Source organism: Nannocystis pusilla (assembly GCF_020073745.1).
In the GTDB taxonomy this organism is placed as follows: Bacteria; Myxococcota_A; Polyangia; order Nannocystales; family Nannocystaceae; genus Nannocystis; species Nannocystis radixulma.
Map to the genome: position 1 here is coordinate 1 of NZ_JAIRAU010000033.1, position 24,622 is coordinate 24,622.

The window sequence follows — 24,622 nt, forward strand, 5'->3', positions numbered from 1 at the left end:
CGACCAGGCGACGAGCTGCGGGCAGCCGCTCGCGTACGCGGCCGTGGGCTTCTTCGAGTACCCGAACGCGCCGACCACGGCGGTGCGCGACCAGGTGCTGGAACTGCGCGGGATCGCCAAGGGCAGCGCGACGTGGGAGGACGAGGGCACGCGCGGCAAGACGTACACCGGCGCTTACTCGGCGCCGGCCGACGATGCCACCGGGGCGCCCGCGGTGCGCGGGTGGTTCGTGCTGCGCGACGCGAACGACAAGTACGGCTACTTCGCGCTGTACGAGACCGACCCGGCCCACTGGGACGCGCTGAAGAGCGTGCTGGTGGCCAGCGGGAAGTCGCTGCTGGTCAAGCCGCGCGCGAGCGCGTCGCCGGTCGAGGGCCAGGTGAGCGCTGCGCCGCCCGCGGGCGGGGCGACCGGAGCGGGCGCGTCCGGCGGGCTCGCGGCCGAGCCGGCGGGGGCGAAGCCGGCGAAGCCCGCGAAGGGCGCGAAGGCCGTGCAGGCCAAGTGAACGCGGCGGGGCTAACGCACGCGCGTCGCTGGCAACGAGGCGCTTGCGGGCTGCGCCGCAGTCGAGTAAAAGCCGCAGGTCCCAGCCGCGCGTGGCGCTCGTGACCCTGTCGTCCAGAGGCCTAGGACGGTGGCCTTTCACGCCACTAACACGGGTTCGAATCCCGTCAGGGTCGTCTCTCTCGCGCGCGGCTGGGTCTTGGGCCCGTAGCTCAGTTGGTAGAGCAACGGACTTTTAATCCGTGGGTCGTCGGTTCGATCCCGACCGGGCTCATTCGCCTCGAGGCCCCTCACCGGGCCCGAGGGCCCTCCGGGCCGAGACCTGCGCGGTGCTCGGGCCGGTGGGTTCTTGCGCGGCGCAGCGAGCCCGGCGCGGCGTGCCCGCCGGGAAACTGGCCGGGTCGGGATCTTCTGTTATCGTGGCGCTGAACTCGCCCGGAGGTCTTCGCCCATGTGGTTCGCCCGAGGCCCGACTCTCGCTGTCAGCTTCGCCGTGGCCATGGGCCTGGGAGCGTCGCTGGCCGCGGCCGCCCCCGCCGACGCGCTGTCGGCCTGCCTCGACCGGTGCGACCGGGCGCGGCTGTCCGAGACCAATCGGGCGACCTGCCGCCTCGACTGCGAGCAGGACGCGGCGACCGATCCCGAGCTGATCCGCTCGCAGATCGCGGCGCAGGCGAAGACGGCCGCGCCGCCGGGCCCTGCGGGGCGACCGGGCGCGGCGACAGCGACGCCGAGCCCGGCGCCGACCGGCCGCGCGGGGTGCAAGGCGGCGTGCGAGGCCGACCGCACGCTCTCGCTGGACGACCGGGCGACCTGCGCGCTCGAGTGCGATCTGGTGGAGGAGCCGGCCGCGGGCGTGGGCGCGCGAGCCGTGGTGAGCGGATCGCCCGCGCCGGTGAGCGGGCCGGTCGCGGTGGCGACCGGGAGCAGGCCGGTGGCCCCGTCGAGCCTCGGCGTGGCGCCGTCTAGCTTTTTAGCCATGTGCCTCGAGACATGTCGTAAAGGACCGACGAAGACGAGCGCGACCGATCAGGCGACCTGCCGCCTGACGTGCGAGAACACGGCCAGCGTGGTCGACGTGGCGCTCGACGCGGTGCCGAGCGGGTGGTTCGCGGCCGCGCCGGCGCCGACGGTGATCGTGGCGCCGCGGCCGACGAGCGTCGCGGCGACGCCGACGAGCGCGCCGCGACCGTCGCCGTCGCCGGCCTCGACGAGCGCGCCGCGACCGTCGCCGCCGCCGGCCCCGACGAGCGCGCCGGTGGGGGGTTCGTGTCAGGCGGCCAGGGCGACCTGCGAGGGCGCGTGCGCGAAGGTGCAGGCGGCGTGCGAGCGCGGCTGCGGCAAGCAGAAGGTCGAGACCGACCGCGAGACGTGCAAGCTCGAGTGCGGCGAGAACCAGGGGCTGTGCGCGGCCGACTGCACCGGGGCGCACGCGAGCTGCGTCAACCGCGGGGGTCGCTGAGGGGGCGCGCGGCGAGGTCGAGGAAGGCGAGGCGGAGGGTCTCGCCGACGGCGCCGAGGCTGCGCGCGTCGAGCTGGTCGCGCGTGTCGGCGTGGGTGTGCCAGGCCGGGTAGTCGTAGTCGATGAGCAGGACCGAGGGCACGCCGGCCTCGCTGAGCGGGACGTGATCGTCGAGCAGCGGGACGGGCAGCGGTTCGCGGTCGAAGGCGACGAAGCCGTGCGCCTGTCCGATCGACCAGATCCGTTCGACGAGCGCGGGCTGCTGGGCGAGGCTGGCGCGGTCGGGCCGGATCCGCAGATCGCGGTCGCCGACCATGTCGAGGACGACGCCGAACTCGGCGCGGGCCGCCAGCGGGAAGCGGCCCTGGGCGATGGCCGCCGCGAGCGCGCGCGAGCCGGCGAGGTAGGGGCCGAGGTCGGGACGGCCGAGCTCCTCGCCGTCGAACAGGATGACGGTGAGGCCGACGTCCGGCGGGAGCTGGCGGACGAGCAAGGGGGCGAGCTCGAGCGCGACGGCGACGCCGCTGGTGCCGTCGTTGGCGCCGACGATCGGCTGCTCGCGGCGCGCCGGATCGGGGTCGGACTCGGCCCACGGCCGGGTGTCGAAGTGGGTGGCGAGGATGAACCGACGCGCGGCCTCGGGCCGCACGTGGCCGAGGAGGGTGGTCATGGCGAAGGCGCGACCGGTGAGCGGATCGGCGCCGTCGTGGTCGAGGCGCTCGACGCTGGTGGCACCCGCGGCGCGCAGGTCGGCGGCGAGGGCCTCGATCGCGCCGCCTCGCGCGGGGTCGCCGAGAGCGCGCGGGTAGCGGTCCAGCAGGACGTCGAGCCTTTGCATCGCAGCGTCGCCGGAGAAGCGCTCGTCGGGCGCGCCGTCGCCGAGGCCCTGGGCCTGGCGGGCCGGCGGGCGGCCGCAGGCGAGGGCGAGGGCGACGAGCGCGAGGGTGCGGCGGACGAGCATGCGCGGTCTCCTGGATGCCTCGCGGCCGCGGGGGGCGCAAGCGGAATCAACCTCGCTGGCGCGGCGATCCTCGACTGCGGTGCCACATGCTGTCGGCGGCGGGGCGGACCGGGGACTGTAGGGGGCGCTGCGGGGCCGTGGAAACTTCGTGGCTCCCAGGACATGTCGTCAAGAACATGCTTTGATGAGCATGGCTTGGAGGGCATGTCCTTGGGGGTATGTCGGGGCGAATGGTTACGGCAGCTTCTCGAGCAGGCCGAGGGTGCGGGTGGCCTCGGCGGCGACCGCGATCCGCGGGTCGACGGTGAAGGCGACGACCGCGGGGATGTCGGGGCGACGGCCGAACTCCGACAGCGTGGCGAGGGCGCCGACGAGGGCGGCCCGGGTGGCCGCGGGCTCGGCGAGGGTGGCGAGCGCGAGGCCGCGGTAGTCAACCGAGTTGAACCGGGCGGCGAGGAGGATCCGGGCGTGGTGGCGGACGAGGCCGTGCGGGTCGAAGGTGGCGCGCAGCAGGGCCTCGCGGTCGCCGGCGGCGGCGTGGCCGCGGACACTGGCGACGCGGATCGCAGGGTTGCGGTCGGCGGCGAGCCGCGGCGCGAGCTCGTGCAGGACCGCGGCCGGGGTGATCGCGGGCTCGACGGCGAGGCGGGCGGCCCAGATCCGCAGCTGCTGATCGCGGCGGCCGAGCGCGGCGGCCAGGACGTCGCGGATCTCGGGCTGGCCGCGGTGGAGCTCGACGAGCACGCGGCCGGCGGACCACACCAGCGCGATGTCGCGGTCGCGGAGGCTGTCCCAGAGGGCAGGTCGCGCGGCGGGCGTGCGGGCCAGGTCCTGCAGGGCGCGGCGCCGCGAGAGGCCGGCGCGGACCCACTCGGACATGCGGTCGACGAGCGGGAGGCAGCGGACGATCAGGTGGGCGTGCCCGGGGGTCAGGCGCGGCTGCAGGCCGGCCCAGGCGAGGTCGCCGATCGGGCCGACGTAGTCGTTGAGGCGGTTGATGAGGAAGGCGGTGGCGAGGCGATCGACGCGGGGGCCGAGGTGACGCACCGCGGCTTCGCGGGCGTGGCCGTCGCGGACGAGGCTGGCGACCCCGAGCGCGCCGCTGGTCGCCCCGCACCGCTCCATGCGCTCGACGTCGGCGGCGCGCAGATCGACGAACTCGAGGCCGAGGTCGGCGTGCAGGCCGGCGTCGCGGAAGGCCCGGTCGAGGGCAGGCACGAGGGTGATCGGCAGGGCCGCGAGGATGGCGTCGATGTCGGCGGCCGCGGCCCGCACGGAGGCAGGGGCGCGCGCCAGCAGGTCGGCGGCGCGGAGCAGGATCCGCGCGACCGGGGTTCGCCGCCGTTGCTCGCGGGTGCTCGCGGCCATGCGAGCCATGCTGCACCGATCGCGGGAGGGCATCCAGCGGGTCGGCGGTGCGGGGGCTCGCCACGACGAGGATGGTGGCCGCCGCCGCGCATGCGTTGTATGCATCGGGCATGAACGAGCGATCGAGGGCGGACCTGAAGGCGAGTTCACCGGTGTACACCCGGCGCGAGGTGCTGGGCCGCGGCGCGGGGGTGGTGAGCCTGGCGGTGATCGGCTGCGCGGGCAAGCTGCCGCCGGCGCACGAGGTCCAGGCCGAGGGCGGCGAGGTCGCGATCGCGCTCGCCGACGCGCCGGAGATGGCTCAGCCCGACGGGGTGATGACGGTCGAGGTGGCAGGGGTGAAGAAGCCGGTGCTGGTCGTGCGCGAAGGCGAGTCGTACGAGGCGCTGCTGCTGAAGTGCACGCACATGGGCTGCACCCCCGGCTGGAACGCGGCCGAGCGCAGCCTCGACTGCCCGTGCCACGGCTCGCGCTTCGACGCCCACGGGGCGGTGCTGAAGGGCCCCGCCAAGGCGCCGCTCGCGAAGTACGCGGTGACGGCGGACGGCTCGACGCTGCGCTTCCGCGTGGGGTGAGGCGTCCGAACGGGCATGTCTCGAGGGGCCTGGCCGCTCGGGCATGTCCGTTCAGACAGGGCGGTCGTGGCCGCGTGCGGCCGGCGCAGGTAGCGAGGTGAGGTGCGGGCCGACGCCGCGGACCGAGCGCGCCCAGCCGGTCGGCTCGAGAGCTGTCTCCGGGGACATGTGAGGGGCGCACTCGAGGAGGCCCTGGCGCGCAGGCGTCCGCGATCGAGTCGTGGTGTCGGTGTGCGCGAGCGAGCAGTGGCCGCGCTCGGCGGTTGCGAGGGTGCTGTGCACGACGCGAGGTCGCCGCCGACTGGCGATTGCGGACCGATCGCCTCGATTTCAGCCGAGCGAAGAGCCGCGGTAGTATGACAGACCGCCGGAGCAGTCATGACGAGCACGTTCGAGGGCGAGGAGACGATCACGATCGACGGCATGGAGCTCGTCGCCAGGATGGTGAACAACTGCAGATCGGGGTGCGGCGATCTGGACGCACAGCTCGCCATCGTCGATCAGGTGCAGGCGATGGCCCACGAGCGAGGCACGTTCTTCCTCGAGGTGCCGCGATCCTGGTGCGACGCCCTCGAAGAGTACGAGCGCGCGCGCTGCCTGTACCCGCCCGCAGAGACCGAGGCGCATCGGGACCCGCATTCGCCCCTGCGGTGGACGTACTTCCCCGTCATTTCAGCCGGCATCCGCGAGCTGCGGCGTCTGTGGTCCGCCGGCGACCGCCCCGCTTTCTTCTCGCTCGCGTATGCGCTGCACTTGCTCCCTGACCTGGCGTGCCAGGGCAGGCCCCTGAATGCCGAGCTCTACCAGTTCGAGCTGCGGATCGCCGCGTTTCGCTGGCACGCGCTGTCGCCCGAGATCCGGGCGATGCTCTGCGACCTCGCGAATGTCGACATCGCGCAGGTCGAGGCGCTGCTCGACGAGCCGGAGTTCGTCATCGACATGTTCGGCTTCGCGAATGCCGAGGCGGCGGACGACGGGGGCGAGACGTAGCCGAACGAACGCGCGCCCGAGGGGGCGCGCGTCGCCGGTTCATCGCGTCGTCAGTCGACGCGGGCTCACCAGACCTCGCAGGCGTCCTTGGCCCGCATGGCCGCGCCGGGCTGGCACTGGAAGGCCTCCGAGAAGCCGGCGAAGTGCGACAGCGGGACGTTGACGCGCTGCTTGGGGGGGCTGTGCGGATCGACGGTGGCGCGCAGGCGCTGGCTCTCGGGCGTCTCGTGGGTGCACCAGCCCTGGGCGAAGCCGATGAAGAACAGCTGCTCGGAGGTGAGGCCCTGGATCAGCGGCTGCTCGGGCTTCTTGCTGGCGTGGAGCTTGTAGCCGGCGTAGGCGGCCTTGATCCCGCCGAAGTCGGCGATGTTCTCGCCGAGGGTGAGCTTGCCGTTGAGCTTGACGGCGGGCAGGACCTCGATGCCGCCGTAGGTGGTCTCGATGCACTTGGCGCGGGTCTCGAACTTGGCGGCGACGCCCGGGTCCCACCACTCGCGCAGGACGCCGTCCTTGTCGAACTTGCGGCCCTGGTCGTCGAAGCCGTGGCTGAGCTCGTGGCCCATGACCATGCCGATGCCGCCGAAGTTCATCGCCATCGGGAACTCGGCGCTGAAGTAGGGCGGCTGCAGGATGCCGGCCGGGAACACCATCTCGTTGGCGCTCGGGTTGTAGTAGGCGTTGACGAGCGCCGGCGGCATGTGCCACTCGCTCTTGTCGACCGGCTGGCTGACGCGGTCGAAGTCGCGGCGCAGCAAGAACTTGCGGATCGCCAGACCATTGCCGGCGTGGCCGGTGCGCTGCAGCTTGAGCTTGCCGTAGTCGCGCCAATTGTCGGGGTAGCCGATCTTGTTGTGCAGCGCCTTGGCCTTGTCGAGCGCGCGCTCGCGGGTGGCGTCGTCCATCCACGCGAGGGCGGGCAGACCGGCGGCGAAGGCCTCCTCGATGGCGGCGATCATCTCGAGGGCGATGTCCTTGCTGGCGCCGGCGAACCGCTCCTTGACGAAGGCCTGGCCGACGAGCTCGCCGAGGCCCATGTTGGCCCAGCCGACGCACCGCTCCCACCGCGGCGACAGCTCCTTGGCGCCGGTCAGCGCGGAGGTGAACTGGAAGTCGGCGTCGACGATCTCCTTGCTCAGGCTGCCCGCGGTGGCGCGGATGATGTGCCAGCGGAGGTAGGCCTGCAGGGTGGCCGGGTCGGTGCCGCGGACCAGCGCGCCGAGCTTCTCGAAGTAGCCGGGGACGGTGACGTTGACGTCGGCGCCGAGCTTGGTGTAGCCGAACGCCTTGAAGAAGCCGGCCCAGTTGAGCTCGGGGTCGAGCTTGGCGAGGCCCTCGACGCCGAGCAAGTTGTAGATCTTGTCGGGGTCGCGCATCTGATCGCGCGGGGTCTGCAGCTCGGCCAGCGCGGTCTCGAAGGCGACGATCTTGGCGGCGAGGTCGGTCGCGACCTCGGGGGCGTCGCCGATGAAGCCGAGCATGCGCGCGACGTGGGCCTGGTAGGCGGCCAGCAGCGCCTTGGTGCGCTCGTCGGTCTTGAGGTAGAAGTCGCGGTCGGGCAGGCCGGTGCCGCCCTGGTCGACGAAGGCGACGTAGACGTCGGGGCGCTTGGGATCGGGCTCGACGAACAGGTCGAACAGCGGGCCGTGACCGCCGAACAGCTCGGCGTCGAGGCCGCCGACGACGGCCATCATGGTGTTGGCGTCCTTGACGCCCTTGACCCTGGCGAGCAGCGGCTTGATCGGGGCGATGCCGGCCTTGTCGATCGCGGGCTCGTCCATGCACGCGGCGTAAAAGGCGCCCAGCTTGCTCTCGACCGGGTCGCTCTTGGCCTTGCTGCCGGCGGCGCGCTCGAGGATCGCGCGCAGGACCTCGTTGTTGCGATCGGTGACCTCGCCGAAGCCGCGGCCGTAGCGGGGCTTGTCGGCCGGGGGCGGGGTCTTGCGCAGCCAGCCGCCGCAGGCGTACTGGTAGAAGTCGGTGCAGGGATCGACGTTGGTGTCGAGCGCCGCGAGCACGCCGGCGCCGATCGGCTCGCGGGCGACGAGGTTGGCCCGCTGCACCGGCGAGGGCGCAGGCGCGGCCACGGGCTCCGGCTGGGCCGCGGGCGGCTGCGTGGGTGCCGGCTTTTCGCAGGCGAGGGCGAGCAGGGCCAGGGCGCAGTGCGCGGGCGTGAGGCGTGTCATCGAGCGGACGATGCCACAGCGCGCTGACGCGCCGCGGGTTTCGCCAAGTTAGACAACTCACCGCGGCGCGAACGCCCAGGCGCAGCCGGTCCCGGTGCAGCGCCCGGCTGCATCGAGCTGACCATCGGGACAGGTGAGGTCGCGGCGCCCCCGGGCCGGCGAGCCGGCGGCGGGGCGGCCACCTCCCGGCCGCCACCGCGTCCCGCACCGCCGCGTCGAAGTAGCCCTCGCCGGTCGCCAGCTCCTCGACGCTGTTGGCCAGCGCCCGCTCGCCGTCGGTCGCGTGCGCGGCCATGGCGGCTTGCGTCGCTGGGTTTGGACAGGGTGACGGTTTCCTGACCCGACGTCCCAGGCGGGACGTCGGGTGTCCCCCGGGACAGCCGCGGAATGGCGTGCGCGGGCGGTCGCCGGGCAAGGAGCTGTCTCTCTGGACATGTGAAAGGCGGCCGTCGCCGGATGGCGGGCCGCCTGCGTGAGAATCTGGCGGAAAGGACAGATCAGCCGGCCCAGCCGTCGGCGACCAGACCGGTGATGATGGCGCGCGCGCGGTGGCCCCAGATCGGGTGCGGCTCGGTGGCGAGGGCGTCGGCGAGGCGGTTGGCGGCGGCGGCGGAGGTGATGTTCTCGCGCTCGGCCAGCTCGAGGGCGCGGCGGGTGACGACGAACACGGCGTTGTCCCACTCGCGCCCGTAGTGGCGCTCGATCGCGGGGTCGTTCGGGACGATGCCGTACTGCTCGTTCGCGCAGTAGACGATGCCCATGCGGTTGCACAGGAAGTCGGGCACGTAGACGATGCCGCGCGCGCGCAGGGCCTCGCCGTCGCGCACGTCGTCGAGGAGCTGGTTGTTGGCGGCGCCGCAGACGATCCGGGCCTGGATGCCGGGGATCGTGTCGGGGTTGAGGACGCCGCCGAGAGCGTTGGGCGCGAGGATGTCACACGGCTCGGCGAGGATCCGGTTGTCGCCCGGCTCGGCGGGGACGACGGTGAGCGGGGCGCCGGCGAACTCGCGCGCCAGCTGCTCGCGGCGGGCCGGCGACAACTCGCTGGCGAGGATCGAGCCGACGCGGCGCTGCACGAGCTCGCCGATCATGGCGGAGCCGACGTTGCCGGTGCCCTGCATGACGATCTTCTTGCCGGCGAGGTCGCCGAGGCCGAGGTGGGCCAGGGCGCCCTCCATCGCGCAGACGACCCCCTTGGCGGTCGCGGGCGAGGGGTTGCCGGCGCCGCCGACGGCCGGCGGGGTGCAGGTGACGAAGCGAGTGCCGCGGTGGACGACGGCCATGTCGGCAGGGCCGGTGCCGGCGTCCTCGGCGGTGATGTAGCAGCCGCGCAGGCCGGCGACGAAGGCGGCGTAGTCGGTGTAGAGGCGCTCGCGGAAGCCGACGTCGTGGTAGGGGTGATCGACGTGGCGGGCGATGAGGCCCTTGCCGCCGCCCCACCACAGGCCGGCGAGGGCGCTCTTGCGGGTCATGCCGTGCGACAGGCGCAGGCCGTCGCTGAGGAAGCTGGCGAGGTCGACGTAGGGCCAGTAACGCAGGCCGCCCTGACCCTGGCCGCGGGTGGTGTTGTGGACGAAGGCGCCGAACAGGGCGCCGGTGGTGGCGCCGACCTCGAGGAACACGCCCTCGTGGCGGTGGTAGTCGCGGTCGTCGCCGAGGAGGTGGGTCGCGATCTCGGCGAGCTCGGGGTGCGAGCTGCGGACGACGCCGCCGTCGTGGACGAAGTAGGCGCGGCGACGGCCGAGCGAGGTGAGGTGCGCTGCGAATGCTTCAGGGCTGAGGTCGACCAGGCGCGTCATGGCTGCGACGACTTTAGCCGCGGCGCCGCGGGCGGCGCGGGCAGGGAGGCCGTGAGGGCTCGCACCGTCGCCGCGTGCGCAGGTGGGTCAGGTGAAGACGCGCCAGTGCACGTGCGCCTCGTACCTGCCGCCGTCGCCGCGGAACTTGAGGCTCTTGAGCGGCGAGGCCCACACGCCGGCGGGCGCGGGCAAGGACTGGCCCAGGCCCTGAATCGCCGACAGCTCGGGGCTGGGCAGCTGGATGTTCCAGTGCTTGGCCTCGATCAGGTCGTCCTCGTTGTTGAACAGGCCGACCAGCCACTCGATGAACTCGCCCAGGACCCACCCGAGCGCGGCGCCGATCGCAGCGCCAATGGCGGTCCCGAGCCCGGGGATGATGCTGCCGAGAGCGCCGCCGAGCGCGGATCCGGCGGCGACGCCGAGAGCGTCGAGCTCGGCCGCGATCTCGTCGCGCAGGGCGGCGTAGACGTCCTGCAAGAGATCGTTGAAGCCGCCCTCGTCCTGCTCGCCCATGATCAGGACGAGGCCGTGGGTCGACGGGAAGGGGATGACCTGCGGATCGAGGCTGGCGCTGACGAGCTTGCGCCCGCGATACGGGTCGTCGGGGCTGCCGTTCGGGCACATGGCCTGCAGGAACGACGGCAGCGAGGAGCGCGGGAGCTTGCCGCACAGCTCGTAGTCGAAGGCGACCTTCTCACCGGCGTCGAAGTCGTCGCTGACCTTGAAGCGGTCGAACTTCTTGACGGCTCCGTTCGGCTCGACGAGCTGGCCGCCGAGCAGGATCTCGTCGGAGTCGCTGGCCTCGCTGGTCTCCTCGATGCAGCGGACGCGGTTGAGGTGGAACTCGATCTTCGAGACGAGCGGGGCCTTCCACTGCGGGGCCTTCACCTTCGGATCGAACTTGAGCTTGCTGACGTCGACGACCTTGCTCAGCGAGGCGCGGAATCCGGCGGCGGACTGCAGCTTGACGCCGGGGCGAGCGAAGGCGCCGAAGGGGCTGACCTTGGCGACCTGCAGCTGCTCGGACCTGGCGCTGAGGCGAGCGGCGCGGGCGGGTGTGAGCTTGGCTGCGAACTTCAGGCCGGCGGCGGCGATCTTGTCGCCCTTGGCGCTGGCAGGCTTGGCGATCGCGGAAGTGACGGCGCCCTTGGCCCGCGCGAGCAGCTGCTCGGCGAGCGGTCGCAGGTGCTCGGGGAGCTGGACGACGTCGCCGGGGACCTGGTCGAGGGCCTTGCGCAGCTTGCTGTCGGGGACCGGCTTGAAGACGGGCTTCGGACCGGCGGCGCGGGCGGTCTGGGCGAGCAACAGCGCAGAGGCGCCTCCGGCGGTGAGCGAGAACAGACGGCGGCGGCTGAGGGACGGGCGAAGATCGGTCATGGATACTCCTCGGCGGTGGAGTCGAGGCGGACCGGTTGTGACAGGCCGAGCGAATTATTTTTTGCGCGCGCGATCGCGGGCAGAGACCGCGTCCAGCCCGGCCTCGGCGCGAGTCCTCAGCTCGGGATCGACCTCGCTGCGCTCGGCGATCTCGAGGGCGCGCGCGTAGGTAGCGGCGGCCTCGTCGCTGCGATCGACGCGGCGCAGGAGGTCGCCGAGGAGGACCAGCGCCTCGGCCTGCTGCGGGTGCTCGCCGTCGCTGCGCGCGTCCCAGCCGGCGAGCGCGCGCGCGAGCCACTGCTCGGCCTCGGGCTCGCGGCCGGCGCCGAGTAACGCCTCGGCGAGCAGGCGCTGCTGGATCAGGACCTCGTCGTGCCGGGCATCATATGTCTTTTCGAGCAGGCCGAGGCCGTCGCGGGCGGCGGTCACGGCCTCGTCGAAGCGGCCGAGGCGCACCAGCGCGCTGGCGCGGGCGGACAGGCACAGGGCGATGTCCGGGTTGTCGCCGCCGAGGCGCGCGGTGGCGAGGGCGAGGGCCTCGTCAATGGCGCCCAGGCCGGCCTCCGGGTGCCCGTCGGCCAGCTCGGCGATGCCGAGGTTGAGCAGGGTCTGCCAGCGATGATCGCGGTCCTGTCCCGGGGCCTGATCGAGGATGGCGAGGGCGGAGCGCTGGAGCTGGGCCGCCTCGGCGAAGCGGCCCTGGCGGACGCGCACGAGGCCGAGGTTGCCGAGCGTGACGGCGACCCAGGAGTGGAGCGGTCCGTAGATCCGCTGCTCCTCGACGAGCACCTGCTCGTACGCGGCGCTGGCCTCGGCGTAGCGGCCGAGGGCGTCGAGCGTCGCGGCGCGGTTGTTGAGCACGGACGTCCAGGCGCCTCCGCTCGGCTCGAGCAGCGCGAGCGCCTGATCCTGGAGGGCCAGCGCCGCGAGGTGATCGCCCTCCTGGGAGCGCAGGCTGGCGGCTGCGTTGAGCGCCTGGACGCGGTCGTGGACGGCGGCGCCCCTCCGCTCGGTCTCGGCGAGGGCATGCCGCGCCCACGCGCCGGCGGCCGCTGCGTCGCCGCGGACGTAGCCGGTGGACCACACCAGATGCGCGGCGGCGCGAGCGGCCACGACGTCGTGGTCGTGGGCCCGGGCGTTGAAGTAGGCGGACTCGAGGTGACGCACGCTGCTCTCGGGGTCGGATTGCCACTGCAGCTCGCCGAGGAGGACGTCGACCTCGGCGCGCAGCGGGGCATAGGCCTGCGTGGCGTCGTCGTCGAGCTGCCTCCGGGTGAGGTCGACGGCGGCGCTCTTGCGGCCGACGCGGCCGAGCGCGGTGGCCTCGGCGAGGCGAGCCCGCACGGCGTCGACGGCCGCGGCCAGGCGAGGGTCGGCGGGCGGGACGAGGCGCGCCATGAGGTGGGCCGGATCGGCGCAGGGCTCCACGGGCGGCAGGGCGGCCACGACCGTCGGCGCCTCCGCGGCGGTCGCGGGGTCGACGGTCATCCACACGTCGACGAGCGCGTCGAGGGCCTGCAGGCGCTCGCCGAGGCAGAGCATGCGGCGATCGAGCAGATCGGGGGACTGCTCGCCGCGGACGTGGGTGGCCTCGCACGCGTCGACGCGGGCCCGCGACCAGGCGGCGGCGTAGGCGTCGAGCTGGGTGGTGGTGCGAGTGACAAGTCCTTCGGGACAGGTTCCTTCGCCGGCACAGGCCGCGGTGAAGGCGGCGACGACGGCGTCTCGGCGCGGCGGGTCCCACACGCCGGCGAGCGCGGCGTCGGTGTCGGCGCAGGCCGGGGCGCGATCGAAGGCGCCGAGGCCGGCGGCCACGCCCGCGCCGAGGCACGCGGCGACGCCCGCGAGGATCATCGGCCTTCGGCGGGCGGCCCGGGCCTCGCTACGGATCGCGGTCAGCAGCGCGCGCATCGAGGCGAAGCGGCGCTCGGGCTGCTCGTCGCTGCCGCGGCGGAGGATCCGTTCGAGCCACGCAGGCGCGTTCGAGCCGAGCGACTCGCGCAGGGCGACGCAGAAGGCGAACTGATCGGCCCGCGCGTCGACGCCATGGCCCGCGCGCTGCTCGGGGGCCATGTACGCGGGGGTGCCGGCGATCGCCCCGTCGACGGTGACCGCGTGGGCGAGGGCGGCCGCGGTGTCGCCGGGGGTGCTCGCGGCGGTGTCTCCGTGCTCGACGCGGGCGAGGCCGAAGTCGCCGACGCAGACGCGGCCGTCGCGGCCGACGAGCACGTTGTCGGGCTTGAAGTCGCGGTGGACGATGCCGACGGCGTGGGCCGCGGCCAGGCCTTCACCTGCCTGAAGGAACAGGTCGATGATCGCGGCGCGATCGGGCCTGCGGGCCAGCCAGGCGCGGGCGTTCCAGCCGTCGATGTGCTCCATGACGATGTAGATCCGCGGGCCGAGCTCGCCGATCTCGTGCACGGTGAGGACGTTCGGATGCGACAGGCGGGCCATCGCCATGGCCTCGCGCAGCGCCCGCGAGAGGCCGCCGGGGTCGGCGGGGCGGCGCTGCAGCTTGATCGCCACGGGACGTCCGAGCTGGCGATCGCGGGCGAGGTAGACGACCGCCATGCCGCCCGCGCCGATGCGCTCGACGATCTCGAACTGCTCGCTGATGACGGTGCCGGGCACGAGCGGCGCGTGATCGACGGCGTCGAGCGGGACGGCAGGCGCTCGCCCGATCTGCGCCAGCAGCGTGGCGTCGGTGCCCGCGAGGTCGCTGAACGAATCCGCGCCGTCGTCGAGCTCGCTATCGCCGATCGAGTTGCGCGAGCTCATGCGCGACGAAGTATCGCACGCGAGGGCGGCCGGTATACTCGCGGCCGCGTGGGCGAGGGGGCGAAATCGGGGCGCGCGGAGCTGGCCGACGCGCTCGCGGCGGAGGTGCGGGCGAGCCTCGAGCGGGGCGACGTCGCGGATGCGACGGCGCGGGTGGTGCGAGGCCTCGGGCCCGAGATCCTGGGTTATCTGGTGGCGATGTCGCGGCGCGAGATCGACGCGCACGACGCGTTCGCGCAGTTCTGCGAGGACGTGTGGCGCGGGCTCGCGGGCTTCCGCTGGCAGGCGAGCCTGCGCACGTGGTGCTACGTGGTGGCGCGCAACGCCCTGCGTCGCCAGTGGGGCGGCGCGCCCGAGCGCCACGGGCCGCACGTGTCGCCGTCGCAGGCGCCCGAGCTGCACGATCTGGTCGCGCAGGCGCGCACGGCCACGGCCGAGTACGCGCGCACGGAGACGAAGGGCCGGTTCGCCGCGCTGCGCGAGCGGCTCGAGCCCGACGATCGCACGCTGCTGATCCTGCGCGTCGATCGACGGATGAGCTGGCGCGACATCGCGGCGGTGCTCGGCGAGCCGCTCGACGCCGCCGGCCTCGAGCGCCGGGCCGCCGCGCTGCGCAAGCGGTTCGAGCGGCTCAAGCTCGAGCTGCGGGCGCAGCTCGGCGCCGACGAGGCGTGACGCCGGCGCAGTGGATGGATGTCTCTTCGGACAGGTGATTGCGCGGCCGGCTCGGCGCCGACGCCGGCTGTCCTTCGGGTCAGGTGATCAGCCGGCGCCGCGGGGGGCGAGGGCGATCAGGCTGAGGCCCTTGACGCCGGTCTCCTTGTTGAGCGTGCCGTCGAGCTCGGCGTAGCGGAGCATCGGGTTGCGCGAGCGGTTCTTGCGGTCGCCGAGGCGCGCGCGGTAGTCGGCGAGCGGCTGGACCTGATAGGCCCACAGCTGATCGGCGTGGACCCAATTCTTGCTGTAGATCGTGCGCAGCACCACCGCGTCCTGGTCGCCGGCGAGGGCCTCGATGTTGGCGACGAACTGCTTATTGTAGTCGAAGTACTCCTCGGCGTTGCTGAAGTAGATGACGCGCACGGGCAGGTCGAGGGCCCGGGCGGCGGCGCCGACCGTCTGCAGCGAGTCGGGGCCGGTGAGGTCGCCGGCCATCATGCGCACGCGATCGGCGAGGAACATGCGGCGGATGTATTGATACATCTCGGGGTTCGACAGCCAGGCAGTCGGCTGGTCGGCCTGGTGGCGCCGGTACACGCGATCGAGGTGGATCCACACGGTCTCGCGCGCGGCCTTGTAGAGCCGGACGATGCGCCTGCGCTCGGCCTCGGGCAGGTCGGCGTAGGCGGTCTCGAGGATCTGCACGCTGGCGTCGACGGCCCCGGCGGACCAGCGGTCGTAGAGCGTCTTCGGATCGGGGGAGGCCTCGATGAGCGCCTCGTAGCAGCGGTGGAGGTCGACCACGCTCTGATCGATGTCGAGCAAGAACATCAGCTCGCTGCCGGCCGCGGCCGCGATGGTGTAGTTCTGATCGGAGCCGACGCCGACGTAGACGCCGCCCTTGCCGGCGACGTACGGGAAGAACACGTCGTGGCGGACCTCGTTGCTCTTCATGTAGTGGATCGGCGTCTTGATCAGGCTGTCCTCGGGACCAGCCAGCATGGTCGCCCGCTGTTCGGCGGTGAGCGGCGCGGTGCCGCCGGCGCCGGCGGGTGCGGCGGGCGGGGGCTCCGCCGCAGGGGCGGCCGGCGCGGGGGCGGGCGTGCGCGCAGGCGCGGCGGCCGTGGGCTCGGGGGCGGGGCTGGTGCCGGCGGACAGCGATTGGTGCGCGCTGACCGAAGGCGCAGGTTCGGTCGGCGGCCGACCGCCGCACGCGGTCGTGAGCGCGACGAGCCCGAGGCCGCACGCGAACGGCAGCCAGGGCCGAAATCCGCGGGGCAGGCGAGGCAAATTGCGGGGGCGCGGCGAGACCGGCATCGGCGAGAGCCTATGCCACAAGCCCGGCATGATTGGGAAATTGGTGCTTGTCAGTTCGGGGCGGAAGGAATACACATGCGGTCGCGCGGGTAGGTCCCGCGCCGCCGCACGTGCCGCGGGTCCGCGGATTGTCCCGGATCCACACGTGGAGCCCCCGCGGAGCCACCGCGGAATTCCGCTCTGCAGACCGGCCGTCGCGTGCGACCCGAGCGGCCGCGCGCGGTCGCCCCCGCGAGAGCAGCACGCATGACCACGCACGAATCGAATTCCAGTCGCAGCGTGACCATCCGCGCCGAGAACCTGTCGAAGATCTACGGCGACTTCGCGGCCCTGCACAGCGTCACCTTCCAGGTGCGCAAGGGCACCGTCGCCGCGTTCCTCGGCCCGAACGGCGCCGGTAAGTCGACGACGATGAAGATCCTGACCGGCTACCTGGCGCCGACCGCCGGCCGCGCCGAGGTCCTCGGCTTCGACCCGACGCACCCGGACCAGCGCATCGAGATGGCGCAGCGGCTCGGGTACCTGCCGGAGAACGGCCCGCTCTACGCCGACATGACGCCGCGCGAGACGCTGGAGTTCGTCGGCCGGATCCGCGGCCTCGGCAGCGGGTTGAGGTCGGCGATCGAGCGGGTGACCCGCCAGTGCTCCATCGCCGAGGTGTTCGACAAGCCGGTCGGCAAGCTGTCGAAGGGCTTCCGCCAGCGCGTCGGCATGGCCCAGGCGCTGCTGCACGACCCCGAGGTGCTGATCCTCGACGAGCCGACCAGCGGCCTCGACCCGCTGCAGATCCGCGACGTCCGCGAGCTCATCCGCGAGCTCGGGCGGACCAAGACGATCCTGCTGTCGACGCACATCCTGCAGGAGGTCGAGGCGGTCGCCAGCGAGGTGATCGTCGTCGGCGAGGGCCGGCTGGTGTTCTCCGGCACCCTCGACGAGCTGCGCGCCGGCGGCACGGTCGAGCAGCGGTTCTACGCCCTGATGGACCAGAAGCGGCGCAAGGAGGCGGCATAGTCATGGCTTCTTCGTCCTCGAAGGACGTGATCCTCGGGATCGCCGGCAAGGAGCTGCGCAGCTTCCTCGGCAACCCGACCGGGTACGTCTTCCTCACGCTGTTCATCGCCCTGTGCGCGGGCGCGGCGTTCTGGCCGCGCGAGTTCTTCGACCGCAACCTGGCCGACCTGGCGACGCTCAACCGGCAGATGCCGCTGATCCTGATGCTGTTCGTGCCGGCGATCACGATGACGCTGTGGGCCGACGAGCGGCGGGCCGGCACCGACGAGCTGCTGCTGACGCTGCCGGTGCGCGACACCGAGGTGGTGCTCGGCAAGTTCCTCGGCGCCGTCGGCGTGCTGTCGATCGGCCTGGCGTTCAGCCTCGCCAACGTCGGCGTGCTGGCCTACCTCGGCGAGCCCGACGTCGGCCTGATGTTCTCGACGTTCCTCGGCTACTGGCTCATGGGCACGCTGTTCGTGGCGGTCGGCATGATCGGCTCGCTGCTGACGACCAACGTGACGGTCGCGTTCGTGCTCGGCGTGCTCGGCTGCGCCGCGTTCGCGCTGGCACAGTCGGTGGCGATCGGCGGCGGCGTCATCGGCGTCGCGCTGCTGGCCGGGCTGGCGGCGCTGGGCTGGCTGGTGGCGTTCGGCTCGGGCATCCACGCCGGCTACGCGGCGCTGTTCGGGGCCGTCCTCGGGGTGGTGCTGTGGATCGGCGACGTCGTCCCCGGCTTCACCGGCCTGTTCCAGGCGTTCGACGCGCCGTCGCACTTCGCCAGCTTCGGCGAGGGCGTCATCCGCCTCGGCGACGTCGTGTTCTTCGCCGGCGGCACCGCCGTCGCGCTCTATCTCTGCGGTCTCTTGCTGTCCCGGAGGCACTGGTGATGCACCCGCGCGTCCATCGCTTCATCCGCTTCGCGTCGATCGCCGTCACGGCGGTCTCGCTGACCTACATGGCCCAGCGCGCCAACGTGCGCGCCGACGTCACTGCCGAGAAGCTCAACCAGGTCACCTCGGCCACCCGCGACCTCATCGACGCCGTCACGCCCGAGCGGCCGGTGGCGATCCACGCGTTCGTGTCGCGCGAGGTCCCGCGCGACTACGTGACGGTGCGCGCGCGCCTGCTGTCGGTGCTGCGCGAGATGGAGGCCCGCGGCAAGGAGGGCCTGACCGTGCGCATCGTCGAGCCGTCGTCGTTCTCCGACGAGGCGGTCGAGGCCGAGGAGAAGTACGGCATCCGCCCGCAGGTGGTCGCCAACCGCGACGGCGACCGCGTGCAGGAGATGCAGGTGTTCCTCGGCGTGGCCGTGACCAGCGGGCCGCACGAGCAGACGATCCCGTTCATCGACCGCGGCATGTCGCCCGAGTACGAGCTGGTCCGGGCGCTGCGCACGGTCACGCAGGAGAAGAAGAAGGTGGTCGGGGTGCTGCGCACCGACGCGACCATCATGGGCAACTTCGACCTGCAGGCGCGCAAGCAGCAGCCGGCCTGGCGCGTCATCGGCGAGCTCAAGAAGCAGTACGAGGTCCGCAGCCTCAACCCGGGCGCGGAGATCCCGAAGGACGTCGACGTGCTGCTGGTGCCGCAGATGAGCAGCATGACCACGGCGCAGCTCGAGCACCTGAAGAAGTACATCGACGAGGGCCGCCCGGCGCTGCTCACCGTCGACCCGATGCCGCTGTTCGACATGCGGCTGTCGCCGAGCGAGCCGATGCTGCCGCCCCCGGGCCAGAACCAGGGGATGATGTTCGGCATGCAGGACCAGGGCGGGGAGCCGAAGGGCGATTACCTCGGGTTCCTCGAGAAGATCGGCGTGAAGTGGGAGTCGGACAAGATCGTGTTCGACACCGACAACCCGCACCCGCGCTTCGCCGGCAGCCCGCCGCAGGTGGTGTTCGTGACCGAGCGGCCCGACGGCACCAAGCCCTTCAACGACCAGGACCCGGTGGTGTCGGGCATCAACGAGGTCGTGGTGCTGTTCGGCGGCGCGATCAAGCCGGCCGCCGGGTTCGAGGCGCAGTTCGTCCCGCTGCTGCAGACCGGCACGCGGGGCGGCTACAACAAGTTCGAGGAGATGACCGAGCGGCACATGCTGTTCGGGCTCCAGGGGCCGATCCTGCCGCGCCAGCGCACGATGACCGGCGCGAGCGAGATCATCGCCGCCCACATCACGGCCGGCGAGACGTCGGGCGAGGCGGCGAGCAAGGGCAAGAACGTGATCGTGGTCGCCGACCTCGACATCTTCGGCGACCAGTTCTTCGTCCTCAACGAGCGCGGCGGCGACCTCGACGGCGACGGCATCGACGACCTGCGCTTCGACAACGTCACCTTCTTGCTCAACGCGATCGACACGCTGACCGGCGACGCCGGGCTGGTCGAGCTGCGCGGGCGCAAGGCGCAGTACCGCCGCATGACGACGATGGACGCGCTGACGAAGGAGGCCGACGACAAGCGCAACGCCGAGATCGAGGCCGCCAACGCCAAGGCCGAGGCCGAGCTCAGGGGCGCCCAGGAGGCCCTCGACGCCGCGGTCAAGAAGATCCAGGACGACGCCACGCTCGACGAGACGACCAAGGCCGTCCTGCTCAAGAGCCGCGAGGAGGCGGAGAACCGCCGCCTCGCCGGCAAGCGCGAGACGATCGAGCGCGACAAGGCGCGCGCGCTCAAGGCCACCGAGAACGAGCGCGACAAGGCGGTCGAGTCGGTGCGCGCGAAGGTCCGCCTGCTGGCCAGCACGACGCCGCTGCTGCTGCCGATCGTGCTGGGCTTCGGCGTGTGGCTGCGCAAGCGCGGCCGCGAGGCCGAGTCGATCCCGAGCTCCCGGAAGCGAGGTGCCGCATGAACCGCACGACCATCCTCACCGTCGTCGTCGCGCTCGCCAGCCTCGGCGGCGCCGTGGCGATGCGCCCCGGACCTGCCCCTCAGGTCACCTACGAAGACACCGGCCAGCTGCTGTTCCCCAACTTCACCGATCCGCAGCAGGCCGCCAGCCTCGAGGTGATCGGCTGGGACGAGACGGCCGCCAAGAACACGTCGTTCAAGGTCGAGCTCAAGGACGGCCGCTGGACCATCCCGAGCCACAACGACTACCCGGCCGACGGCACCGAGCGCATGGGCAAGGCCGCGGCCTCGTTCATCGACGTGAAGAAGGACATCTACCGCGGCGACCGGCCCGAGGATCAGTCGAGCTACGGCCTCGACGACCCGACCGACCCGAACGCCAAGGAGCGCGGCCAGCGGATCACGATCAAGGACGCGTCCGGCACGGTGCTGTCCGACGTGATCATCGGCAAGAAGGTCGAGGACAAGGAGGGCTACCGCTACGTCCGCCTGCCCGACCAGAAGCGCGTCTACGCGGTGAAGATCGACGTCGACATCTCGACCAACTTCACCGACTGGATCGAGAAGGACCTGCTGCTGCTCGAGCAGGACCAGGTCGTGTCGTTCATGAGCGACACGTACAAGGTCGACGAGGCCCAGGGCAAGGTGACGGGGAGCGACCCGTTCCTGGTCAAGAAGGACGCGACCGACGCCGAGGGCTCGTCGTGGCTGCTGGGCGAGGGCTCGACCGGCGTCCCGGGCAAGGAGCTCGACCCGTTCAAGGTCAAGCAGGCGATCGGCGGCCTCGACCGCCTGCAGATCGTCGGCGTGCGCCCGCGGCCGGAGATGCTGACGCTGCAGGCGCTGCAGTCGAAGGGCTTCTTCGTCACCCGCGACGGCTCGCGCCTCTACGGCAACGAGGGCGAGGTCAAGGCCATCTGCGACGACGGCGTGGTCTACAACCTCTACTTCGGCGAGGTGACCTACGACTCGGGCCTGGCGCTGACGGCCGGGCAGGAGGGCGCGGAGCCGGCGGCCAAGCCGGAGGACGAGGCCGCGGCCAAGAAGGACGCCAACCGCTACATGTTCGTCGACGTGTTCTACGACCCGACGCACGACAGCAAGTCGACCGGCGGTAACCCCGAGGACGCGCCGGGCGCCCAGCGGGCCAAGCAGCTGTCGGCGCGCTTCGGCAAGTGGTTCTATGTGATCTCCGACGCGAGCTTCAAGCAGATCCGCAAGGCCAAGTCGGAGTTCTTCAAGGACGCGCCCGCCGGCAGCGGGGCGACCCCCGCGGACGAGAAGAAGGGCGCCAAGAAGGTCGAGCCGAAGAAGACGCCCTGAGCTCGGCGGAACTCGAGTTCGTGGCCGGGGCGGCTCGCCCGCATTCGGCCTCCTACAGCCCGGCGGCGCCCGCTCCGGGCTGTGTGCATTTTCGCCCCGGGCGCTCCGGGCGGGCCGCCGCGTGCCGTGGATCGGTTGTCATCGCCAGCCGGCGCGGGCATAAGTCGCATGGCGACGCATGGGCAGCGAACCAGACGAGGAGCCGTCCAGACCCCGCCTCTCCTGGCGAGAGGGCTTCTATCTCGTCGGGCCGCAGCCGCTCAGCACGCCCTACTTCGTGTCGGGCTTCCTGCTGGCGGCGGGCGTCGGCTACGCGGCGCCGGTGGTGCAGGTCGGCCTGTACCTGCTGCTGCTGCTGATGGCGCCGCTGTACATCGAGGCCGTGCTGCTGACGCTGTCGAACGGCGGCACGTACATGATGACCCGCTACGCGCTCGGCCACCTCGGCAAGCTGGCCGTGGCGGTGTCGGCGTTCGTCGGCGTGATCATCTCGATCTCGTACGCGGTCTCGACGCTGGCGTGCCTGCTGGCCTACGGGGCCCACATCGCGGCGCTGAGCCAGGTGGTCCTCGGGACAGGTACGATCGGCGTGGTCGCGCTGTCGGCCCTGCCGGCGCTCGGCTTCGGGATCTGGGTCACCCCGCACGAGTGGCGCTTCGTGGCGCTGCGCCAGTTCCTCGTCGCCTTCGTGGCGCTGCTGTTCTCGGCGGTGGTGCCCGACATGATCATCGCCACGTTCGCGCCGATCGGGATACTGCTGCGCCTCAACAACATCGGTCTCAAGCCGAGCGTGCGGGTGTCGAAGGCGATCTTCTTCGTCAACCTGCTCATCATGGGCGCGACGATCGTGGGCGGCTACGTGTGCCTGGCGCTGCAGGGCGTCGACTGGCCGACGGTGTGGGCGGGCTACGGCCGCGCGGCGCCGGCGGTGCCGCTCGACCTGACGTTCGACATCGGCATCATCCCCGGGCTGGCGATGATGAGCGCGCCGATCCTGCTGGCCGGCGTCGGCAACGGGGTGCTCAGCGCCACCGGCGTCGAGACGGTGATGAACATCCCGGAGGAGCTCGAGAACCCGCAGCGCGACGTGCCGAAGATCTACTGGGCGATGCTGCTGACGCTGCTGGTGGTCGGCGGCTCGCTGGCGCTCGAGGTGTTCCTGCTGCTGCCGCCCGAGGTGCTGCTGTCGCGCAGCGGCGACCTCGTCGGCGCGCTCGGCTACCACGTCGGCAGCACGCTGACCGGCTCGTCGGGGGTCGGCGGGGCGTGGCAGGCGGCGCTGGTGGCCAGCGCGGCGCTGATGCTGATCGGGGCGGTCAACGCCGGGTTCGCCGGCTCGCGCGGCCTGTGGCTGGCGATGACGCGCGACAACCTGCTGCCGCGGGCCCTGATCACGCCGAACCCGCGCGGGGCGCTGGCGCGGCTGCACTGGCTGCTGCTGGCGGCGGCGCTGTTGCTCGGCTCGCAGTCCGACTGGAACCCGCTGTCGCTCGACCGCTGGCACAAGGCGATGTTCGGGCTGGTGATGTTCTCGGGGATGGCGGCGTTCATCCTGCTGCGCCGCTTCAAGGGCGAGGAGCGGCGGGTCTACACCGCGCCGTGGAACATCAGCCTGCTCGGCACGCGCGTGCCGGTGGCGGCGTTCCTCGGCGTGTCCGCGCTGAGCTACGCGCTGCTGACCCTGTGGTCGGCCAGCTCGTCGCACCTCGAGGAGCTGCGCACGCTGGTCTGGGTGGTGCTGGTGCTCGTCGGCACGGTGGTGCTGGTCTATAACCACCGGCCGCTGATCCGCGCCGGCTACCGCTACGTCCGCCGCGTGCTCGAGACGGTCGAGTCGACGGTGATCGACCCGCAGCAGCGCACGGTGGTGGTCGCCGTCGGCGGCGTGCGCGTCGGCCGGCTGGTGTCCAAGGCGATCGACCTGGCCCACCAGCAGAGCCGCACGACCGGGATCCCGTACCGCCAGGTGGTCGTGTTCCACATGACCAAGGGCGTGCGCAGCGAGTTCGTCTACCGCATCACGCAGGACTCGATCCGCCCCGAGGGCATCGAGGGCACGACGGTCCGGATCTTCACCGAGCTGACCGAGATCGCCCCGAAAGACCTCGACCTCTACCTGGCGCTGGTGCCCCACAAGCAGACGCCGCAGCACAAGAGCCTGCTGCACGCCGCGTTCGACTCGCTGGTCCGCTTCCACGAGGCCCACAGCTTCAAGGGCCACATGATCATGATCGGCACCTACGGGGTGAAGCCGGGCGACATCGAGGAGCTGCAGTCGCGCCTCAAGGACACGACGCTGGTGCCGGTGCCGCTGTTCGACGACTGACCGTCCGGGCATGTCCCCGCGGGCATGTCCACGAGGACATGGTCCCGCGGACATGTCCTCAGAGGATGCTGTCGTCGTAGGCCGGGTCGAGCTCGACGGCCGGGCCGCCGTCGGGCACGGCCATGTGCACCACGGCCTCGCCCTCGTAGCAGAGGACGCCGTGGGGCAGGGCGAGGATCCAGCCGTCGACCTCGGCCCGGATGTCGCCGCCGGCCGGCAGCGGCCGCCCGTGGATGTCGGTGAGCGTGGCGAGCCGGTCGCCGACCCGCACGACGTCGCCGGGCTCGACGAGGTAGTGGACGATGCCGGTGGCGCGCGCCCGCGGGGCGAGGTCGCGCATGACCGGGAAGTCGACGCGCGGCAGCGGGATGCCGACCATCGGCTCGAGCTCGCCGGGCACCATGCCGGCGCCCTTCAGCACGTTGTTGCAGGCGATGATGCCGGCGTGGCGGGCCGCCGGATCGACGGCGCCGGTGAGCCCGAGCTCGACGGTGATCGCGGGGATCCGCGCCTGCAACAGCGCGGTGCCGCTGACGGAGCGGTGCAGCCGCGCCTCGAGGTAGCGATCGCTGGGGACCTCGTTGACGACCGGGAGGCCGGTCCAGGTGCACAGGGTGTTGAGCCGCTCGGCGAGGTCGGTGGCGGCGTCGTGATCGTCGGGGCGGCGGTAGAGGACGCGATCGCGGATGATGAAGCAGCAGGCGCGCAGGCCGTAGCAGTGGAGGTCGACCAGGAAGTCGGCGCGCCGCATCTCGGCGAACAGCCGCGCGTAGCCGGACTCGAGCACCGCGGGGTGATCGATGTTGTGGCCCGGCTCGGCGGGGAAGTCGGGGAACAGCCGGTTGGGGTCGCGGCGGTCGAGGTAGGAGACGCGCTGCCGGGCGTGCAGGCCCGCAGGGTTGAGGCTGGGGATGGCGACGAGGGTGCCGCGCAGGCGCGAGGCGAGGTCGCCGGCGAGGATGGCGTGGACGACCGAGAGGCCGGTGACCTCGTCGCCGTGGATGTTGGCGGTGATCCACAGGACCGGTCCGGGCTCGCGTCCGTGGACGACGATGATCGGGAGCCGCTCGCGGTGCCCGGTCGGCAAGGTGGCGAGCTCGAACCAGCCGTGGACGAGCTCGCCGGGTTTGGCGACGACGTCGCCGAGCGCAAAGGAGGCCGTCAT

Annotated in this window: 17 protein-coding genes, 2 tRNA genes and 1 pseudogene; 12 read left to right on the forward strand and 8 right to left on the reverse strand. The window is 72.2% G+C overall.

Features of this window, described 5'->3' with window-relative positions:
* From K7C98_RS25500 to K7C98_RS25515, 4 genes and pseudogenes are all read left to right on the forward strand, one after another.
* Positions 1-505: pseudogene (locus tag K7C98_RS25500) on the forward strand (hypothetical protein); the annotation flags it as partial.
* Between the two features lie 102 nt (positions 506-607).
* Positions 608-680: transfer RNA gene (locus K7C98_RS25505), tRNA-Glu, on the forward strand.
* Between the two features lie 25 nt (positions 681-705).
* A tRNA-Lys gene (locus tag K7C98_RS25510) sits at positions 706-778 on the forward strand.
* A 219-nt stretch (positions 779-997) separates the two neighbouring features.
* Positions 998-1,966 carry a hypothetical protein gene (locus tag K7C98_RS25515; protein WP_224194372.1) on the forward strand — a complete coding sequence of 323 codons (969 nt, stop codon included), beginning with the start codon at positions 998-1,000 and terminating at the stop codon, positions 1,964-1,966.
* Here the strand turns inward: K7C98_RS25515 and K7C98_RS25520 are convergent.
* Positions 1,947-2,927 carry a M28 family peptidase gene (locus tag K7C98_RS25520; RefSeq protein WP_224194373.1) on the reverse strand — a complete coding sequence of 327 codons (981 nt, stop codon included), beginning with the start codon at positions 2,925-2,927 and terminating at the stop codon, positions 1,947-1,949. The genes K7C98_RS25515 and K7C98_RS25520 overlap by 20 nt on opposite strands.
* A gap of 234 nt (positions 2,928-3,161) precedes the next feature.
* Positions 3,162-4,295 carry a hypothetical protein gene (locus K7C98_RS25525; protein WP_224194374.1) on the reverse strand — a complete coding sequence of 378 codons (1,134 nt, stop codon included), beginning with the start codon at positions 4,293-4,295 and terminating at the stop codon, positions 3,162-3,164.
* 110 nt (positions 4,296-4,405) lie between these two features.
* Between K7C98_RS25525 and K7C98_RS25530 the strand changes: the two genes are divergently transcribed.
* Together K7C98_RS25530 and K7C98_RS25535 are read left to right on the forward strand one after the other, a co-directional pair.
* On the forward strand, positions 4,406-4,870 hold the full coding sequence (locus K7C98_RS25530) for a ubiquinol-cytochrome c reductase iron-sulfur subunit (RefSeq protein ID WP_224194375.1): 465 nt from the start codon (positions 4,406-4,408) through the stop codon (positions 4,868-4,870).
* 423 nt (positions 4,871-5,293) lie between these two features.
* The gene (locus K7C98_RS25535) at positions 5,294-5,860 is read left to right on the forward strand and encodes a hypothetical protein (protein WP_224194376.1); all 567 of its coding nucleotides are present in this window, start codon (positions 5,294-5,296) and stop codon (positions 5,858-5,860) included.
* Positions 5,861-5,925: 65 nt separating this feature from the next.
* Here the strand turns inward: K7C98_RS25535 and K7C98_RS25540 are convergent, their stop codons facing one another.
* The 4 genes from K7C98_RS25540 to K7C98_RS25555 all read right to left on the reverse strand — a co-directional run bounded on the left by K7C98_RS25540 (position 5,926) and on the right by K7C98_RS25555 (position 13,997).
* Complete coding sequence (locus K7C98_RS25540; RefSeq protein WP_224194377.1) at positions 5,926-8,043, reverse strand: M13 family metallopeptidase; 2,118 nt, start codon at positions 8,041-8,043, stop codon at positions 5,926-5,928.
* A 497-nt stretch (positions 8,044-8,540) separates the two neighbouring features.
* Positions 8,541-9,842, reverse strand: coding sequence for a Glu/Leu/Phe/Val dehydrogenase dimerization domain-containing protein (locus K7C98_RS25545; RefSeq protein WP_224194378.1), 1,302 nt, complete (start codon positions 9,840-9,842; stop codon positions 8,541-8,543).
* An 87-nt stretch (positions 9,843-9,929) separates the two neighbouring features.
* Positions 9,930-11,219 carry a glycine zipper domain-containing protein gene (locus K7C98_RS25550; RefSeq protein ID WP_224194379.1) on the reverse strand — a complete coding sequence of 430 codons (1,290 nt, stop codon included), beginning with the start codon at positions 11,217-11,219 and terminating at the stop codon, positions 9,930-9,932.
* 54 nt (positions 11,220-11,273) lie between these two features.
* The gene (locus K7C98_RS25555; RefSeq protein WP_224194380.1) at positions 11,274-13,997 is read right to left on the reverse strand and encodes a serine/threonine-protein kinase; all 2,724 of its coding nucleotides are present in this window, start codon (positions 13,995-13,997) and stop codon (positions 11,274-11,276) included.
* A 48-nt stretch (positions 13,998-14,045) separates the two neighbouring features.
* On the opposite strand from K7C98_RS25555, the gene K7C98_RS25560 reads away from it, so the two are divergent.
* Entirely contained in the window at positions 14,046-14,672 is a 627-nt protein-coding gene (locus tag K7C98_RS25560) for an RNA polymerase sigma factor (protein WP_224194381.1), read from the forward strand.
* Positions 14,673-14,759: 87 nt separating this feature from the next.
* On the opposite strand, the gene K7C98_RS25565 is transcribed toward K7C98_RS25560, so the two are convergent.
* Positions 14,760-15,971: a hypothetical protein gene (locus K7C98_RS25565; RefSeq protein WP_224194382.1), complete on the reverse strand. Its 1,212-nt coding sequence runs from the start codon at positions 15,969-15,971 to the stop codon at positions 14,760-14,762.
* Between the two features lie 246 nt (positions 15,972-16,217).
* Here K7C98_RS25565 and K7C98_RS25570 point away from each other — a divergent pair, with 246 nt between their 5' ends.
* The 5 genes from K7C98_RS25570 (at position 16,218) to K7C98_RS25590 (ending at position 23,457) form a co-directional block, all read left to right on the forward strand.
* Positions 16,218-16,982, forward strand: coding sequence for an ABC transporter ATP-binding protein (locus tag K7C98_RS25570; protein ID WP_224194383.1), 765 nt, complete (start codon positions 16,218-16,220; stop codon positions 16,980-16,982).
* 2 nt (positions 16,983-16,984) lie between these two features.
* Complete coding sequence (locus K7C98_RS25575; protein ID WP_224194384.1) at positions 16,985-17,851, forward strand: ABC transporter permease; 867 nt, start codon at positions 16,985-16,987, stop codon at positions 17,849-17,851.
* The gene (locus K7C98_RS25580; protein WP_224194385.1) at positions 17,851-19,809 is read left to right on the forward strand and encodes a GldG family protein; all 1,959 of its coding nucleotides are present in this window, start codon (positions 17,851-17,853) and stop codon (positions 19,807-19,809) included. Before K7C98_RS25575 ends, K7C98_RS25580 begins: the two co-directional genes overlap by 1 nt.
* Positions 19,806-21,131, forward strand: coding sequence for a DUF4340 domain-containing protein (locus K7C98_RS25585; RefSeq protein ID WP_224194386.1), 1,326 nt, complete (start codon positions 19,806-19,808; stop codon positions 21,129-21,131). The genes K7C98_RS25580 and K7C98_RS25585 overlap by 4 nt, the downstream gene beginning before the upstream one ends.
* A 178-nt stretch (positions 21,132-21,309) precedes the next feature.
* Positions 21,310-23,457 carry an APC family permease gene (locus K7C98_RS25590; RefSeq protein ID WP_224194387.1) on the forward strand — a complete coding sequence of 716 codons (2,148 nt, stop codon included), beginning with the start codon at positions 21,310-21,312 and terminating at the stop codon, positions 23,455-23,457.
* A 58-nt stretch (positions 23,458-23,515) separates the two neighbouring features.
* On the opposite strand, the gene K7C98_RS25595 is transcribed toward K7C98_RS25590, so the two are convergent.
* Entirely contained in the window at positions 23,516-24,622 is a 1,107-nt protein-coding gene (locus tag K7C98_RS25595; RefSeq protein WP_224194388.1) for a succinylglutamate desuccinylase/aspartoacylase family protein, read from the reverse strand.

What these genes read in the sequence shown, in the direction of transcription:
- K7C98_RS25520 (WP_224194373.1), bottom strand. Translation starts at nt 2,927, where the DNA reads ATGCTCGTCCGCCGCACCCTCGCGCTCGTCGCCCTCGCCCTCGCCTGC.
- K7C98_RS25525 (WP_224194374.1), bottom strand. Translation starts at nt 4,295, where the DNA reads ATGGCCGCGAGCACCCGCGAGCAACGGCGGCGAACCCCGGTCGCGCGG.
- K7C98_RS25530 (WP_224194375.1), top strand. Translation starts at nt 4,406, where the DNA reads ATGAACGAGCGATCGAGGGCGGACCTGAAGGCGAGTTCACCGGTGTAC.
- K7C98_RS25535 (WP_224194376.1), top strand. Translation starts at nt 5,294, where the DNA reads ATGGAGCTCGTCGCCAGGATGGTGAACAACTGCAGATCGGGGTGCGGC.
- K7C98_RS25540 (WP_224194377.1), bottom strand. Translation starts at nt 8,043, where the DNA reads ATGACACGCCTCACGCCCGCGCACTGCGCCCTGGCCCTGCTCGCCCTC.
- K7C98_RS25545 (WP_224194378.1), bottom strand. Translation starts at nt 9,842, where the DNA reads ATGACGCGCCTGGTCGACCTCAGCCCTGAAGCATTCGCAGCGCACCTC.
- K7C98_RS25550 (WP_224194379.1), bottom strand. Translation starts at nt 11,219, where the DNA reads ATGACCGATCTTCGCCCGTCCCTCAGCCGCCGCCGTCTGTTCTCGCTC.
- K7C98_RS25555 (WP_224194380.1), bottom strand. Translation starts at nt 13,997, where the DNA reads ATGAGCTCGCGCAACTCGATCGGCGATAGCGAGCTCGACGACGGCGCG.
- K7C98_RS25565 (WP_224194382.1), bottom strand. Translation starts at nt 15,971, where the DNA reads ATGCCGGTCTCGCCGCGCCCCCGCAATTTGCCTCGCCTGCCCCGCGGA.
- K7C98_RS25570 (WP_224194383.1), top strand. Translation starts at nt 16,218, where the DNA reads ATGACCACGCACGAATCGAATTCCAGTCGCAGCGTGACCATCCGCGCC.
- K7C98_RS25575 (WP_224194384.1), top strand. Translation starts at nt 16,985, where the DNA reads ATGGCTTCTTCGTCCTCGAAGGACGTGATCCTCGGGATCGCCGGCAAG.
- K7C98_RS25580 (WP_224194385.1), top strand. Translation starts at nt 17,851, where the DNA reads ATGCACCCGCGCGTCCATCGCTTCATCCGCTTCGCGTCGATCGCCGTC.
- K7C98_RS25585 (WP_224194386.1), top strand. Translation starts at nt 19,806, where the DNA reads ATGAACCGCACGACCATCCTCACCGTCGTCGTCGCGCTCGCCAGCCTC.
- K7C98_RS25590 (WP_224194387.1), top strand. Translation starts at nt 21,310, where the DNA reads ATGGGCAGCGAACCAGACGAGGAGCCGTCCAGACCCCGCCTCTCCTGG.
- K7C98_RS25595 (WP_224194388.1), bottom strand. Translation starts at nt 24,622, where the DNA reads ATGACGGCCTCCTTTGCGCTCGGCGACGTCGTCGCCAAACCCGGCGAG.